Source organism: Streptomyces sp. NBC_01635, assembly GCF_045209715.1.
GTDB classification, from domain to species: domain Bacteria; phylum Actinomycetota; class Actinomycetes; order Streptomycetales; family Streptomycetaceae; genus Streptomyces; species Streptomyces hirsutus.
In genome coordinates, this window is sequence record NZ_CP109277.1 from 1 (window position 1) to 15443 (window position 15443).

The 15443-nt window shown below is 68.7% G+C and carries 9 protein-coding genes and 2 pseudogenes; 9 read left to right on the forward strand and 2 right to left on the reverse strand.

Going from position 1 to position 15443, the window contains the following annotated elements:
* Nucleotides 1–517 precede the first annotated feature (517 nt).
* Nucleotides 518–685, reverse strand: a complete 168-nt coding sequence (locus OHB56_RS00005; RefSeq protein WP_406350879.1) for a hypothetical protein — start codon at nt 683–685, stop codon at nt 518–520.
* A 191-nt stretch (nt 686–876) separates the two neighbouring features.
* On the opposite strand from OHB56_RS00005, the gene OHB56_RS00010 reads away from it, so the two are divergent.
* Entirely contained in the window at nt 877–1740 is an 864-nt protein-coding gene (locus OHB56_RS00010; RefSeq protein WP_406350881.1) for a hypothetical protein, read from the forward strand.
* 204 nt (nt 1741–1944) lie between these two features.
* Here OHB56_RS00010 and OHB56_RS00015 read toward each other — a convergent pair whose 3' ends face one another.
* Nucleotides 1945–2538: a hypothetical protein gene (locus tag OHB56_RS00015; RefSeq protein ID WP_406350883.1), complete on the reverse strand. Its 594-nt coding sequence runs from the start codon at nt 2536–2538 to the stop codon at nt 1945–1947.
* Between the two features lie 348 nt (nt 2539–2886).
* On the opposite strand from OHB56_RS00015, the gene OHB56_RS00020 reads away from it, so the two are divergent.
* From OHB56_RS00020 to OHB56_RS00055, 8 genes and pseudogenes are all read left to right on the forward strand, one after another.
* Nucleotides 2887–3024, forward strand: coding sequence for a hypothetical protein (locus OHB56_RS00020; protein WP_406350885.1), 138 nt, complete (start codon nt 2887–2889; stop codon nt 3022–3024).
* A gap of 432 nt (nt 3025–3456) precedes the next feature.
* Entirely contained in the window at nt 3457–5910 is a 2454-nt protein-coding gene (locus OHB56_RS00025; protein ID WP_406350886.1) for a hypothetical protein, read from the forward strand.
* Nucleotides 5907–6431 carry a hypothetical protein gene (locus tag OHB56_RS00030; RefSeq protein ID WP_406350888.1) on the forward strand — a complete coding sequence of 175 codons (525 nt, stop codon included), beginning with the start codon at nt 5907–5909 and terminating at the stop codon, nt 6429–6431. The genes OHB56_RS00025 and OHB56_RS00030 overlap by 4 nt, the downstream gene beginning before the upstream one ends.
* A gap of 185 nt (nt 6432–6616) precedes the next feature.
* Nucleotides 6617–9178 (forward strand): DEAD/DEAH box helicase family protein, encoded by a 2562-nt coding sequence (locus tag OHB56_RS00035; RefSeq protein WP_406358858.1) that lies wholly within the window; start codon nt 6617–6619, stop codon nt 9176–9178.
* A gap of 190 nt (nt 9179–9368) precedes the next feature.
* Nucleotides 9369–10555, forward strand: a protein-coding gene (locus OHB56_RS00040; RefSeq protein ID WP_406350890.1) for an IS3 family transposase whose coding sequence is annotated in 2 segments (ribosomal slippage) — nt 9369–9615 and nt 9615–10555 — 1188 coding nt in all. Because the reading frame shifts where the segments join, the coding sequence is not laid out codon by codon here.
* A gap of 42 nt (nt 10556–10597) precedes the next feature.
* Nucleotides 10598–10934, forward strand: a pseudogene (locus OHB56_RS00045) (cytidine deaminase family protein); the annotation flags it as partial.
* Nucleotides 10935–11288: 354 nt separating this feature from the next.
* The gene (locus OHB56_RS00050) at nt 11289–14243 is read left to right on the forward strand and encodes a DUF4365 domain-containing protein (protein WP_406350892.1); all 2955 of its coding nucleotides are present in this window, start codon (nt 11289–11291) and stop codon (nt 14241–14243) included.
* A pseudogene (locus OHB56_RS00055) lies at nt 14240–15435 on the forward strand (helicase associated domain-containing protein); the annotation flags it as partial. The gene OHB56_RS00050 and the pseudogene OHB56_RS00055, both read left to right, overlap by 4 nt.
* Nucleotides 15436–15443 lie beyond the last annotated feature (8 nt).

Consider the following 15443-nt stretch of genomic DNA (forward strand, 5'->3'; position numbering starts at 1 on the left):
AAGAGCTCGCTGCGCAGGCTCACAGGGAACTTCCGTGCGGAGCACGGAAGTTGAGCGAAGCCCCGCGCTGCGCGCGGGTGATGGGAGTGGAACTCCTCGCGTTGCGAGGAGTTGGCTCTGCGCTGCGCTCCGAGCAGCGTTTCCGTCCGTCAGGACTTTTGCTGTATCCGGAGGTTGGGTTGGTGACCTTCCGGCTCCCTCGTCGCTCCCCTCGTCGCCCCCCTCGTCGCCCCCCTCGTCGCTGCGCTCCTAGAGGGGATCTTGAGGGTCCGTCCGCTGCGCTCCCGGACCTGGCCCGCTTTCGCGGGCAGCTGGCTACAGGGCAGGGCGGCTGGGGGCTGTTTCCTTAGTTACGGAACTTTTGGTGAATCCGGGTTCGGGGTGTCTGCCCCCCTGAGTTGGAGATTGCGGTGGGCGGTGTGGTGTGTTCCGGGGCGAGTGAGGTGATGTCAGTTGGACTTGGTTGCAAAGATATTGAGTTCTTCGTGCTCGGGCGTGTGTCACCGGGCGGCGGACGTCAATCATGCTGCCACCAGGTCACTGCGAGGCCGGCCAGAAGGCCCCCGATGTGGCGGACGGCTCCGGTGAGGAGCGCTACGGAGACGAGGCGCCGCCACGAGGCGGGGGTGGGCGCCACGTGGTTCTGGTGCGGGGTGGTGGAGGGAGTGCGGTTCTTCTTCGACATGGTGATGTCCTTCGTTCGGGCAGGGCGCGGCGGTGCACCGTGCAAGGTTGGTGAGGTGGTGCAGCGGGGCGGTCCGCGGGAGACGGCCGACCGGGTCGTTGTGCTGCTGAATTGATCGTGGCAGCCGGGCGGTGGGCACTGCATCCTCAACAGGGCCCTGGGTGGGGAGAGAACGATGTAATTTCCACCCCGTGTACACCTGGGAGAGCATCACCAAGCCCGGCACCATCGACGATCTCGTCGCGGACGCCCACGCCGCCAGCTATCCGGACATGACCGTTCGGCGGATCCACGACTGGATTACCAAAGGGCTGCTGGACCAGCCGCGTCTGCGTACCCCGCGGCGTGGCTCGGACAAGGCCGAGCGCAGCATCAACCAGCGTCGACTGCTGCTGCTCCTGCTGGACAAACGGCAGCAGGTGGCGCACCTGAACGCGCTCGCGCAGGTGCCGCTGCCCATGTGGCTGTGGTGGGACGGTTACGTTCCCACGCGGCAGGCGCAGCGGGCATGGGTGACATGGGTGGGGCGCGGCCGGCGCAGCCAGGAGGTGGCGCACGAAGGCGCCGTGGGTCTGCTGGAGCAGGTAGGGCATCAGCTGGCCACGACGACCGCGCGGGCCCGGTTCGTGCGGGTGGTCACCGAGCTGGGCAACGGAAAAGCGCTGACGGTGCGCGGGCGGGCCGAGCTGCTGGACGCCGTGCGGGACGTGATGGAGCCGGAGTCGGTGTTCGCTGTCAGCGGTCTCGTCCGCGCACTCGGGCCCGCGCAGACACCGCTGACCGTCGAGGCGGTCGTGCTCCACGTCGAGGCCCTGTGCGCCGCGCTGGGCCGCACCCTGGGCAAGAAGGTGGACGCCGCGCTGCTGGAGCGGGCCCGAGCCGTCCACCGTGCTTCCATGGCCGACTACCTCGCCCAGCGCGGTGACCTCGCCACCGAGGCCGGACAGCTGGCCAGCCTCTTTGATGAGCCCTCCCTCCAGGAGCAGTTCGACCAGGCTGGGCGGCAACTGCTGCTCGTCCTCGGCATAGACCTGATCCAGCGCCGGGCCCTTTGACGTCAGCAGTGATCGTCCCGGCAGGGGCCCGTGTGCTCCTGGTGGTCGGGGACGGTGGGGTGCGGGCGCGGTTCGATCGCCGCGTGGGGTGAAGAGCGCGGGGCGATGCCGGGGCCGGCCAGCCGGGGCGCCTGCGGGCCGTCCGGTCGCCAACCATCGCGGCTTCCGTGCATGAGCCTTTGATCTGCAACCACTGCTGACCCGCTAGGTGCACTCGTCGATAGGCTCACCGGTCCGGTCCAGGCGCCACTTGGCCCGCACCTGCACATCGATGAGCTGATGGCGGAGCCGGTAGTGGGGCGGCGTGCCGTCGACCAGCAGTGTGTACGACACCGTCTCCCCGGCGCCCAAGCGCCCAGGTCCGATGCGCAGCACACGGTCTTGCAGCGTGCACGTGGGTCCCTGGGCGTGCGGCGGCTCAGTCTCCAAAGAGACGATCTCCACGATCGGCAGGCCCAACGCCACCTCGATCGGTGTGCCGTTGTCGAACTGGGCGGTGGCGATGTCTTTCGTCCCCCGGCTCTCCAGCCGCAGGGTAACGAGGCGCGGATCGGCCAAGTTGCGGCCTCCCACGCTGACCCGAATCACATTGGAGCTGAGGTCTCGCTGGTGGCGCTGGATCAGCGGCGCGGAAGTGAAGGCGTACACCAGCCGACGGCGCGGATGGGCGGCGCGATAGGTGACGTACACACCGATGGCCGCCACAAGGACGGCGAGCACCACCCAGAGCTTGTCCGATTCCCAGAGGGTGTCTAAGCGGTCGAGCAGGCTGGCAGCAGCGGACTCGTTCGCGTTCATATCGGTGATCTAAGCAGAGTGCACCATGCGCTTGTGCCCTTCCTTCGGACCCCGTTCCGCACGAGCTTCGCGGCCACCCGCTACTTGTGGCCCGGATGCGGTGGGCTGCTCCAGCGGCACGCGGACGTGCTGGGGCCGGTACAGCGGGCGAGTGATGCGGAGCTGGTGCGGGCAGGACGGTTCTGGTCGGCCTGCGCTGGTTCTACGGGTTGTACGCGATGCACGGGCTCTTGCTGCCGGACACGCCGGCGCTCGCCGTGCTGCGGGAGCGGATCGACGAATGGGGGGATGGTACCTGGATCACGTTATCGTCCTGGGCCCCTCCTGGACGGGTTGTACAAGACGCTCATGGAGCAGCTCACCCGGGACCCGGATGTCTTCCGTGCCCCAGGCGACGACACCGGCGCGGTCGGCTTCATGAACACGTGGATTCGCACCCTGCGCGAACAGGCTGATGGTGGGACGGAGTTGCGTACGGAGGGATGAGGCGTGGGCGGTGAGAACGGTGCGAGCAGAACCCTTCCGGTATGTGATCTTGTCGTTCTACGCGCGTCTTCTATGCGACTTGTCTGATTTACTGGGTAACTGGCACTCTGTCAGGGCACGTCAGTGGTCTCGACGACCTGTCAGCCTCGTGCCGCCGTCGGCGGTGGAGGCGTGAGCCGTGCGCTGCGGAAGCCCGCTGTTGCGAGGGGAGATTTCCGGTGGCGTGCACAGTCTCCGGTGGTGGACTCGAAGGGGCAGACGGTCTTTGCCGGTACGCGCTCTGAGGTGCGTGGCGGTGATGGCGGCCTTCGCCGGTGCTCCCTGGAAGGGAGTGCCTGCGGTTCGGGTGCGTGCCGCATCCGGCGCCGCTGGATGCGCCAGGTCGCACCCGGGGCCATGAGGGCTTCCGGAGTTATGGACCGTCTGCTGCTCATGTCTGCCCGTAAGGCCCCCGAGGGGCCCTACTCGTACCCGACCCACCCGACCTGGGTGGAGCACTTCTACGAGGCCATCACCAACACCTGCAAGGACAAGGGCTTCGCGCCCCTTCCTCGGCAGGCCGTGCTCGACGGGCTCGCACCGGCCCTCGGCCAGAGCGAGGCCAAGCGCGTCATCGAGCGCCGGCGTGCAGGCCGCTTCCTGCGTGAAGCGGCCTGTCACGTCGAGCAGCCCGACACCGACGCGGCGTTGCTGCTGCTGAGGGTGGACCTGCACGGGGCGGCGACGCTGCCCTGGGCCACCAATGACCGCACGCGCAGCGACTGGCTCCACCCGTCTGCCGACAACCTGGAGGGGCTGGAGGAGCTCGTCGACCAGCAGCAGATGGTGGCCGCCTGGACCGTCGGCGTGGAGCGTACGAAGACGGCGCTGCGGATGCTGGCCCCGACCGCGGCGGAGGCTGAGAAGGACGCGGCGGAGGCCGCGGTGAAGATCGCCGAGGACGAGCTGGCCCGTGCCCGGCAGGAGCTCAAGGCGTGCGAGCAGGCGCTGGGCGGCCGGCGTCCGCTGCCCGTGGTGCGGGCCGTCACCGAGGACGGGGTGGCGCTCGCGGCGCTCACGGCGGAGAAGGCCCGCACGGACGTGGCCGCCGAGGTGCAGCGGTACGCCGTGGACAAGCTGCGGCAGCGGGCGCGGCAGCGCCCCTACGATCTGGCCGAGTCCCTCGTGCAAGAGGGTCAGCGGGATTCCACCGTGGTTGTGCTGCAGCGCACCCCGGTGGTCGACCGGGACGGGTCGCGGCGGGACATCTGGCGGGGGCAGCAGGCCACGGGCGCCAATCGTGCCGATGCTCGGCTGGCCGTCTTCGGTCTGTCGGCGCAGCAGCTTCTGACCGGCGTGCCGCAGTCCCTGCTGCGCCTTCCCGGGGAGGAGGAGAACCGGCGGCTGGTCGTGCGGGGGCTGGGCGAGATCCTGCGGCGGATCAGTATCCTGCTGAACACCGAGTGCGCCGCCCCCGAGCGGGACTTGGAGGGACGTGCGGAGCGGGCGCGGCGGATCGCGCAGGTTCCGGCCCGTGTGGTCGTCGGCGCCAGGAGGCCGGAGCGGCTGGAGGAGTCGCTGCGCCAGCTGAACGTGCACGAACACCTGCGCGGCCAGCTGGACTACGACGACATGGACCGCGCCCTGGGGCTGTGGTCGACGCTGGTCAAGGCCTACCAGGCCAAGGGGCTCCTGGGCGAGCTCCTCGCCCAGGAGGTCGCTCAGGGCCGTGTCGCGGCTGGCAAGCTGGACGAGGACGCGATCGCCGACGCCCTGGTCGGGGCCCGGGCACTCGACGAGCTGAAGGTGCTGCTGCCGCCCGGTGACCAGGTAAGTCCCCTGACGTTGCGGGACGTGGCAATCCGCTGCGCCACCGTGATGGTGTTCCCGCCGGTCCCGCCCCGCCCGCAGGAACTGGCGCCGCGCGCCCCCATGCCCACCGGCCGGTACTGGCCGGTGGTACGTACCGTCCTGCAGGAGGCTGCCTGGGCGCAGAGAAACGCCGCCAAGGCCGAGCGGCGGTCGGAAATGTGGGCGGCCGTGGTCGCCCAGCACTTCGTCCACCGCGGCCCCCTTGCCGCCGCCGAGGGCCTGTTCGGCAAGCTCGACGTGCAGTTCGGGGTGCGCCCCGATGCACGCAGCCTGGCCTCGCTGCTGACCGCCTGCCGGCAGGGAGATGCCACGGCCTGGGAAACCCTGGTGCGGCGGCACCTGGTGCCCGGCATGATCAGCGCTGCCAAGCCGTTCATCACGCCCAACCAGGGCTCGCTGAAGGGCGAGGACCGCAAGGGTGTGCGGCGTGCGCCGTCCAACGCGGTCCAGGCGCTGGTGAACGCCTACACCGACCCGCCCGAAGGCGTCACGCGTGAGCTGCTGGTCGCGTTCGCCGAGGCGGTGCTGCACGCCCCGGAATCCCCGACCGCAGGCGATCTGCCGGCAGGTGCCTTCTGGGCGCCCGACGCACACGGCAAGCCGCGTGAGGGGGTCCTCGCCGACAAGCAGTGGTTCGACACCCTGTTTCCCCTGACCTCGTTCCGCAGGAACAAGGTCAAGCAACAGCCCTCGAACGACATCACCGGCACCGAGGCCGAGGACAGCAGCGGAGCCACCGTAGAACTCGAAGAAGAGATCCCGGAGCCACCGCACGTCCGCATGATGCGCCTTCGCGCGGAGCTGGCCTCCACGGTGGCCAGCAACACGGTGAGCGTCACCGCCGTCGCCCAGCAGATCGTCCAGCTCCTGATGACCGTCCAGGAGGCCGTGCGTGCCCGTGAAGAGGCCGGCGAGGAGAAGGAGTCCGCCGAGGTGCGCGCGCTGTACGTCGAGGACTTCAACAAGATCAAAAAGGAGGCGGGGAAGATCGCGACCAAGCTGGACGAGGCCACCTTGGCGGTGATGTCGCTGTGAGCGTGGACTGCTGCGCGGAGCCGGTGGCCGGGCCGGCGGTCGATGCACGGGTGCTGCGCCATGCCTGGACGGCACTGGGTCCGCTGGTGCGCGGCAACTGGCCTGTCCCGTACAGCCTGGAGCCAGGTCGGCGGGAGGAGACTCTCGCGGTGCTGGACGAGGTGCTCGCCGGGCTGTATCTCGTGGTCGACGCCGATGGGCGGCTGCGGTGGCTGGGCAAGGCCCACCGCGACGGCGGTGTCGGCGCCCGGCTGCGAAACCACCTCGGTCACCAAGAGCGGGCCCGCATCTTCGCGAGGGTGTTCGTCATGGCGGCCGACCCGTTCAGCCCGCCCAGGGCGATCGAGGCCGCCGAGGGCCGGGCCGCCGACCTGCTCGGGCTGCGCGGCCGCATGGGGACACGCCGCTGGCCCACGGTCACCGAGGCACAGTGGCTCGCTCTGGTCACGTCCCGCGCCGCGGGTCGGCCGTTCCCGGCCGGAGGGGGTAGCGCCGGGGAGCGGTCGGCGGTGCCGTCCTGACGGACACCCTCGGTGGGTGGTTCCCGGTTGTCGTTGTCGGCGTGCCGGGAAGCGCCCGCCCGGGGCGGGGCGGTGTCAGACCCGCCGCCACGGCCCGGACTGGGCTGGTGTGCGGGAGCCCCGGGCGCAAGGGGCGGGCCGTCGGAGTGCGGCGGCATCGAAGACGAGGAAAGCGGGGCAGCTTGGTGCTGCCCGGCGAGGTGAGGGAGGACGGCGCGATGGCGCTGAATTGGGACCTGATCGGCACGGGGGGCAGCGAGGCGCTGCTGCGGCCCCGGGACATCTACGCGGGGCTGGCGGACCGCCCGTGGCCATACCTGCGGCATGAGCAGGGCGAGGTGCTGGACGAGTGGTTCGACCATCGGCGCGATGACCGCGATGTGGTGATCAAGCAGAACACTGGCGGGGGAAAGACGGCAGTCGGCCTGCTGATCGCGCAGAGCACCCTGAACGAGGGCATCGGCAAGGCCGTGTACCTGACGCCGGACAATTACTTGGTCAAGCAGGTCCGCGAGGAGGCCGCCAAGCTGGACATGGTCACCACGGAGGATCCGCGGGACCAGGCGTTCCTCACGGCTCAGGCTGTGCTGGTGACGAACTACCCGAAGCTGATCAACGGCATGTCGGTCTTCGGTGTCGTCGGTGACGGCAAGGAACCGGTCGATCTGGGCGTCGTTGTCGTCGACGACGCGCACGCCGCGCTGGCCCGGACCGAGGACCAGTTCCGACTGCGGGTGCCGGCCGGCCACGAGGCGTACGGGAAGCTGCTGGAACTGTTCGCCGAGGATCTGCAGCACCAGTCGGCGAACGCCTGGAAGGAGCTCGAGGACAAGGACCCCACGGCTTTGGCACCGATCCCGTTCTGGGCGTGGGCGGACAAGCATGACGAGGTACTGAAAATCCTGCGCCCGTACCGGCAGGATCGGGACTTCATGTTCGTGTGGCCGCTGATCGCCGATGTGCTGCACCTGTGCACCGCGACAGCGACGTCGAAGGCGATCGAGATCAGGCCTTCGTGCCCGCCGATCGACCGCCTCCCGTCGTTCGTGCGGGCCCGTCGCAGGGTCTACCTGACCGCGACGCTCGCCGACGACAGTGCACTGGTAACCGACTTCGGTGCCGACCCGGCGCTCGTCGCCAAGCCCGTCACGCCGGGCAGCGCGGCCGACCTCGGCGAGCGCATGATCCTGGCCCCGGTGGCGCTCAACCCGACCCTGGATTCCGAGGCCGTGCGGGTGCTGGCCCGCCAGTTCGCCGACGGGGACCGCGACGGAGACGGCATTGCCGAGACCGATCCGGTCAACGTGGTGGTGCTGGTGCCCAGCGACCCGGCCGCTGCGGCCTGGGCGTCCCACGCCGACCGCACCTGGCGGGTCGGCGACCTCGAGGCAGGCGTGAAGGAGCTGCAGGGCGGCCATGTCGGTCTGGTGGTGCTTGTTAACAAGTACGACGGTGTCAACCTCCCGGACGGCGCCTGCCGTCTGCTGATCCTGGACGGGGTCCCCAGGCCGCTGGACGGGGTGGAGCGGCGGGAGTCCGTCGCGCTGGCCGACAGCACCGTCCGCCTGGCGAGGGAGGTCCAGCGGATCGAGCAGGGCATGGGCCGTGGCGTGCGGGACAGCGAGGACTACTGCGCGGTCCTGCTGCTCGGGGCGAACCTCGCGGTCGCGATCCACGACCGCCGCCACCTGGCCCTCTTCTCGCCGGCAACGCAGGCCCAGCTCAAGCTGAGCCGGGAGATCGCCAACCAGATCAAGGGCGAAGGATTGGATTCAGTGCGGCAGGCGCTGCGGGCCTGCCTCGGACGGCAGCCCCAGTGGACGCAGCGCAGTCGGCGGGCGCTGGCGGAGGTCCGCTACGCCGAGCACGGAACGGTGCGGGGCGAGGCCGTCGCGCTGCGCGAGGCGTTCGATCTCGCGGTCACCGGCCGAGCTCTGGCCGCGGCCGACCGCGTGCAGCGGGCGGTGAACGAACTCGACGCCAGCGACAAGGCGTTGCGGGGCTGGCTGCGCGAGCAGAAGGCCGTCTACCTGCACCTGACCAATCGCGCCGACGCGCAGCGGGCCTTGGCCGGGGCACTGGATGACAACCCGTTCGTCCTGCGCCCCGTGGACGCTGCCCCGGTCCAGATCCGGGCGGCCGTGGCACAAGCCCGTGCCGCTGCGGAGTTCCTGGCTGGCCAGTACCACGACGGCGTCAGCCTCCGGCTCGGCGTGCAGAAGCTGTTCGAGGACGTGGTGTGGGGCGACGAGGAGCGCTCCGACGACGCCGAGCAGGCGTGGCAGAAGCTGGGACTGCATCTCGGGTTCGTCAGCTCGCGCCCGGAAAAGCAGCACGGCACGGGCCCGGACAACCTGTGGGCGCTGTCCCCGGCGCGGCAGGCGGTGACCGAGCTGAAGACAGGGTGCGGCACCGACACGACCACCATCGCGAAGAAGGACATGGACCAGCTCGGCGGCAGCGTCCGCTGGATGAACGGGCACGACCGGGAGGTGAAGGCCCTGCCAGTCATGCTGCATCCCAGCCGGGTCAGCGACACCAAGGCCACCCCTCTGCCAGGCATGCGCGTGGTCACACCGGAGGCGTTCAAGAAGCTGAAGAAGGCGGTGATGCAGTACGCGGCCGCGCTCACCAGCAGCCCCGACCGCTGGAGCGACGAGCAGGCCGTCGGTGAGCAGCTCGCGCACCACAAGCTGACCGGCGACCGGTTCTTCGACGCTTATGCCGAACCGGTACGCGCCTCCTGACCCCTGCCCGGCACCGCGAACCGGTGGAGGTCTGCCGCTGCTTGTGGCTGGCCGCTACCGGTTCCCCGGAGCGCGCAAGGATCCGCGCGCCGCTCGGGGAACGGCTGGCGGACAGGAGGCTTGAAGTTGCCCCGGTTTGATGGACAACCTTTTGCTTTGGGACACTGGGTCCCGCAAGGAGGAGTTCATCGTGCCAAGGACGCGTCCGGCCTACCCGCCGGAGTTCCGTCGCCAGATAGTCGAGCTGGTCCGGGCCGGCCGGTCGCCGGAGGAGCTGGCGAAGGAGTTCGAGCCGTCCGCCCAGACCATCCGGACCTGGGCCAACCAGGACCGGATGGACACCGGGGAACGCCCCGGCTTGACCAGCGACGAGAAGGAGGAACTCGCCCAGCTGCGCCGCGAGGTGAAGCAGTTGCGCGAGGAGAAGGAGATCCTCCGCAAGGCCACGGTTTTCTTCGTCCGGGAGACCAGCCGGTGATCTGCTACCGGCTGATTGACGAGAACACGGCACACCACGACGTCTCCCTGATGGCCCGGCTGCTGGGTGTGTCACGGCAGGGCTACTACGCCTGGAGGGACCGCGTCCCCTCCCGCCGCCGGCGGGAGGACGCCGAGCTCACGGAGAAGATCCGCGGGCACCACGAGCGGTCCCACGGAACCTACGGAGCCCCGCGCATCCATGCGGACCTGCGCGAGATCGACGGCCTGTCCGTCGGGCGCAAGCGCGTCGCCCGCCTGATGCGCAAGGCCGGGCTGACCGGCGTGCACCGCCGCACCGGCCGGGCCTCGCTCACCCGCCAGGACCGGCAGGCCACGGCCGCCCCCGACCTGATCGGCCGCGACTTCACCGCGAGCGCGCCGAACCTGCGCTGGAGTGCGGACATCGCCTACGTCCCCACCGATCAAGGCTGGCTCTACCTCGCCGTCGTCCTAGACCTGTTCTCCCGCCGTATCGTCGGCTGGGCGATGGCCGACCACATGAGAACCGAGCTGGTCACCGACGCCCTCGCCATGGCGGTCACGGCCCGCAGACCCTGCCCCGGTCTCGTGCATCACAGCGACAAGGGCTCCCAGTACACCAGCCTGACGTTCGGTCAGCGATGCGATGAGGCGGGGATCCGGCCTTCTACCGGCCGCACCGGCTCGTGTTACGACAATGCCGTCACCGAGAGCTTCTTCGCCTCCTTGGAGACCGAACTCATCGACCGGACCGCCTTCCCCACCCGGCACCACGCCGAGCAGGCCCTCTTCGCCTACATCGAAGGCTTCTATAACCCCCGGCGCCGCCATTCGGCGAACGGCCAGCTCAGCCCAGCCGAGTACGAACGTCGTCACGCCGCGAAGACACCACATAGAGCGCTCTACGCAGCCGCATAGATCACAAGCCCATCGGTGTCTGTCAGACCGGGGTAACTCCAAGACAACCACACCATGGCAGCTGCAGCCCGCGCCAGCGACGGCCGGATCATCCACTGCGGTGAACGCCTACCACTTCACGGGAGGCCCCTGCGCCGAGCTGGTCCTCATCGGCGCGGCAGCCGCCCAGGGCGCCTATGAGCTGGACACGATCGTCGCCGTGGGCGACCGCGACCGAGGGGTTGTTCCCCCGTGCGGCCGGTGCCGTCAGGCCCTTCTCGACTACTTCCCCGCCCTCAAGGTCATCGTCGGCGAAGTAGACCGCATCCGAACCGTCCTTATCACCGACTTGCTGCCCGAAAGCTACGTCTGGGCGGACCACCAGCTCGAGGCCGAGTAAACCGCGCCACTCAGCATGGGCTGACACCGCCAGCCGACAACGGGGCGAACGTTGTCTGATGCGGCACTAGTCACCGGAGAAACCGCGCGCTCCGCCACAAAATCGGCATCCACGTGGCAAACACAACCACCACCCACAGCGACGCGTACGGCACTCGCTCGCAGGCCATCCCCGCAGGCGACAACCAGAACAAACGCCCCTCACCCCTGCCCCTCACCCAGATAATCTCCGTGCCTGAGGCCGAGGACCTCCAGAAGGGCCTGCGCTTGCCACTCCGCAAGAGCGTGCATCGCAACGGGAGGACGTCGTTGCCGATGCACGGCAGGAATGTCAGAAGGGGGCTGTGAAATGGGTATGCGCGGCAGCGAGCAGGAACAGACCGGCGGAGCTGGGGTCTCCCGGGTCATAGCCGACTTCACAGATCTTGGCTGGGGTCCTTCAGAGAACACCCGCCATGACCTCGGTATCGATCTGTTCCTGCAGGTACGCGACGAACGGCGATTCGACCGCATTATCCTGATGGCGGCTCAGGTCAAGTCAGGACCTTCGTATTTCGGCGCACCGACCATCGACGATCAGGGCACCTGCACTGGATGGTGGTACGCGGAAAGCGACGCCAGGCACTTCGAGGACTGGGTCCAGCACGCCCTGCCTCACCTGCTCGTGATGCACGACGACGCCACTCGCACCTCGTACTGGGCGCATGTGACGAAAGAAGCGGTTCAGAGCACGGGGGACGGTTTCAAGATCCACGTGCCGATCCACCAGAAGGTAGAGCCAAGTAATCGGGACACGCTGCTGAAGGTCGCCGCCTCAGCAAAACAGCAGCCCGTGCTCCAAGGCACCTCATTCGCGGCAGGAGCCAGGGCAGTCGCTCCCGGACGGGCGCTGCGCCACGCCTTGCTGACCCCCCGTCTCATCGCTCCCCACCGCAACACCGACTATGAACGCACCCTCGCCCCCGAAGAAGCCATCGCCCTGGTCACCCAGGGGCGTGTCCAGGACCTGGAGTGGTACAGCAAGAAGGGCTCCAATCCTCAGCTTGCCGGGGCCGACAGTCGCTCCCGTCTGTGGGAATGGCGGTTCTTCTCCGCCTACTACAGCGCTGCAGTGGATGTGGACATCCAGCCGCTCCTCGACCTCGCCACAGCCACCTGCCCCGCACCACTGGCCACCGGCAAGCGTCCGAAGAAACGGAAAACAGAACAGGCGCACCGGATCGCGGCCAGCGTCGTGACCGGTGCGGTCTTCCTCACCGCCGCCGAGCGGCTGGCAGAAGCAGAAGCCCTCCTGGAAGCGGCGGGCGAGGACCTCCTCCCCATTGACCAAGCCTGGGCATTCATACATCGAGCCATCGTGATGAGTGAGCGGGGAGACCTCGGCACATCCCGTCGCCTGGCCGCGGCAGCACAGCGGACCGTCGCACTGGACCTCGATGACGTCACCGCAGCTGCCATCGGTGCGTCGGCTGCCGACTTCCTCTTCCGCACCTCAGGACGGGAAGCAAAGAACCTGGGTGCCACCATGACAGCCGTCGATACTGCGGCCTCCTGGTGGCGCTCTCAAACCGTCGCCTGGGCTCTCGAAGAGCATGAGGAAAAGGCATTCCGCGCCTGGGGAGCGTGCGAAGACCTCGGCACCTGGCCATCGAACGAAGCGCAGGACCGTCTGCTCAGCGCGTGGCTGAGCGCCTCTCTGGCGGGAACGCGGGGCCCCGCAGCCGCCGCCCTCGCCCAGCATGCCCGGCATGAAGTCATCCAGCACGAAGCGGCATGGCGCAGTGATGCAGCGGCGGAACTCAGCGTGCAGGACAGCCAGCCTCGCCAGATTCCAGCCGGCACTCACGCCCGCGGCCTGGAGGACACACTCGACGAACTGAGACGCTTCGGCTGTACCAAGACACTGGAGACCGCTGTTCAACGTCTGTGGGCGGCAGGGCCTGCCAGCCCGGTACAAGCCGCGATACAGCGGTCGGTGACGGCACCATGGACTCACACCAATGCGCCTGCGAAACTGGCCCTTCTGCGGCACGCCGGAGACCTTCTCCCGCCTGAACTCGCCGATCAAGCCGGACGTCACTGCCTGACCCTGCTCGAAGACCCCACATCCTTCGCGCAACGCATGTGGCCGTTCTTTTCCATCAATCACTACGCGCACAGAGCCCTCTGGCGAGTGTTGTCCGCAGCCACCGACGCCGTCCACGCGGAAACAGCAGACGTGTTCCTGCGCATTCTGCCCGACCGGCCGGGCGAACCTGCGGAGACCGACCTGATAAAACTCGCTGCACACTTGAGGCCTTCTGCCGTCGCAGCCTCTTCCAGCCAGCTGCTCGCCGCCGCAACAGGTCACAGCAGCCCGAGCATGTCTGCCGCACTCCTGGGCGTACTGATCGCCTGCGGCGACTCTGCGGCCGAAGCCGAGTTGCTGCGCCGCACCGAAGCCGGCGACATCGACGCCATCGGCGAAGTGCGTTCACTGGCGGACCTCGCCCCCCTCACCGGCCGGCACGTGATCGACCTGGCCGCATCTCACTGCCAGCAGCAACTCGAGGAAGCTCACCGAAACAGCTGGGGACTCGGCGGCTGGGACTGGGCCCGCCTCCTGACACTGTGCAGTTTCTATTTCCCCGAGCATGCCCGCTGGGACCCCGTCATCGACACGGTGCTCGACCCTCAGGTCGCCCAAGAGCACAAGGCAGGGGCCGTCCGCGCCCTCACCACCCGCGCGGACCAACTCCCCGCCGCGGCTGCCGCTCGTTTGCGGGCTGCCTTCGAGACGGGACTACCCACGATCAGGGGCGTACCGGGCTTGATCGACGAAGCCGGGGACCTCACCGAGGCAGCCTTCACCCTCGGCCTCGCCCTCGGTGCAGTCGACAGCACCACGGCGCTCCACCGCATCCTCACCTGGCTGCGCGGCTCCGCTTCGCAACGCCAATCAGCCTCCCGCCTCGTGACCGCTCTCAGCCACCACACGGACGACCCCGTCATCCAGGGAACGCTGGTCGCTCTCACCGGCGATCCGCAGTACCAAGTCCGCGCCGCAGCAGCCTTCTCCCTCACCCGCGGACTCCAGGAGAACGCCACGCTGGCCGTCGAAGCAGCCATCACCACGGCAGCACACGAACCAGGGTGCCGCGTGCCACTCGCTATCGCCCACGCCCTCGACCACACATCAGCCCTAGAAACCCATCGCACTCTGCGAAATGAGCTCCGACAACACATGTCCGCTCTCGTGCGCTCAGCAGCCACCCCCACATCCAGCCCGCCATCCACAACAAACACACCACACCCTGCCACCACCCCTTGATAAAAGGCCTGCGCTCGCATGATGAACAACTCGTGGAGCAGTTCGCCTCGCGTGCCCTCACCAGCGGGCAGCGCAAGGTGCATGTCCGACGCGATGAGGACGAGCAGATCGTCGGGGTCGGCGGCGAGGGTGAGGGCGAGGACCAGGAGCAGGACGGCACCGACGCCGCTGCCGAGTCCGCCCTGCTCCATTCCTCCTCTCCCCGGGACGCGGCGACGATCGCCGCGTTCCTGCGCACGCGGGTCTACCGGCCGGAGTCCCTGGTGTGGCTCGAGGGCTACCAGGCCCTCATCCGCTGGCGAGCCGAGAACGAGATCACCGGCCTGCACGCCGTCCCCTACGACACCGAGGTCGAAGCGGGCGTGACGAAGGACTTTCCCCTTGGTCGATGGGTGCACCAGCAGCGCAAAGCGCTGCGGGCGGGGAACTGGAGCCACGGCGCAAGGAACTGCTCGACTCGCCCGAGGCCGGGATGGTCTGGGAGCCCGGCGAAGAGGCGTGGGAGACCAAACTCGCCACGCTCCGCTCCTACCGACGGGCCACCAGACACCTCGCATCCCGCCAGGACGCAGTCTGGGGCGAGGGCGAGGCGATGGTGCCCATCGGGCAACATCTGGCGAACCTGCGGCGCAAGGGCGGTCTCGGGAAGGACCCGGAGCGGGCCGCCGTACGCGCCAAGCAGCTGGCCGCGATCGACCCGGACTGGAACTGCCCCTGGCCACTCGACTGGCAACACCACTACCGCGTCCTCGCCGACCTCGCCGCCGACAAACCCCACGGCCACCTGCCCGACATCCAGCCCGGCGTGACGTTCGACCGTGACGACCTCGGACGGTGGCTCCAGCGGCAGGCCAATTCGTGGGCGGAGCTTTCGGAGGAGCAGCAAGAGCGGCTGTCGGCGCTGGGTGTGAAGCCCACCGAGCGCTCCGTCACGGCCCCGGCGGCGAAGAGGGTCGGGAAGGCGTCCGCGGCCTTCCAGCGCGGCGTTCAAGCCCTCGCACAGTGGGTCGAACGGGAAGGCGCCCATCGGCCCGTACCACGCGGGCACAGCGAAGAGATCGTAGTCGACGGCGAAACGGAACCGGTGACCGTGAAGTTGGGCGTATGGGTCTCCAACACCAAGCAGCGCCAGGCCAAGCTCACCGCGGAGCAATTGGACGCGTTGCGGGAACTGGGCATGCAGTGGACGTAGAAGCAAGC

Bases quoted from the DNA above. Each gene is read 5' to 3' on its own strand.
- OHB56_RS00005 (WP_406350879.1), bottom strand. From the start codon at position 685: ATGTCGAAGAAGAACCGCACTCCCTCCACCACCCCGCACCAGAACCAC.
- OHB56_RS00015 (WP_406350883.1), bottom strand. From the start codon at position 2,538: ATGAACGCGAACGAGTCCGCTGCTGCCAGCCTGCTCGACCGCTTAGAC.
- OHB56_RS00020 (WP_406350885.1), top strand. From the start codon at position 2,887: ATGGAGCAGCTCACCCGGGACCCGGATGTCTTCCGTGCCCCAGGCGAC.
- OHB56_RS00025 (WP_406350886.1), top strand. From the start codon at position 3,457: ATGTCTGCCCGTAAGGCCCCCGAGGGGCCCTACTCGTACCCGACCCAC.
- OHB56_RS00050 (WP_406350892.1), top strand. From the start codon at position 11,289: ATGCGCGGCAGCGAGCAGGAACAGACCGGCGGAGCTGGGGTCTCCCGG.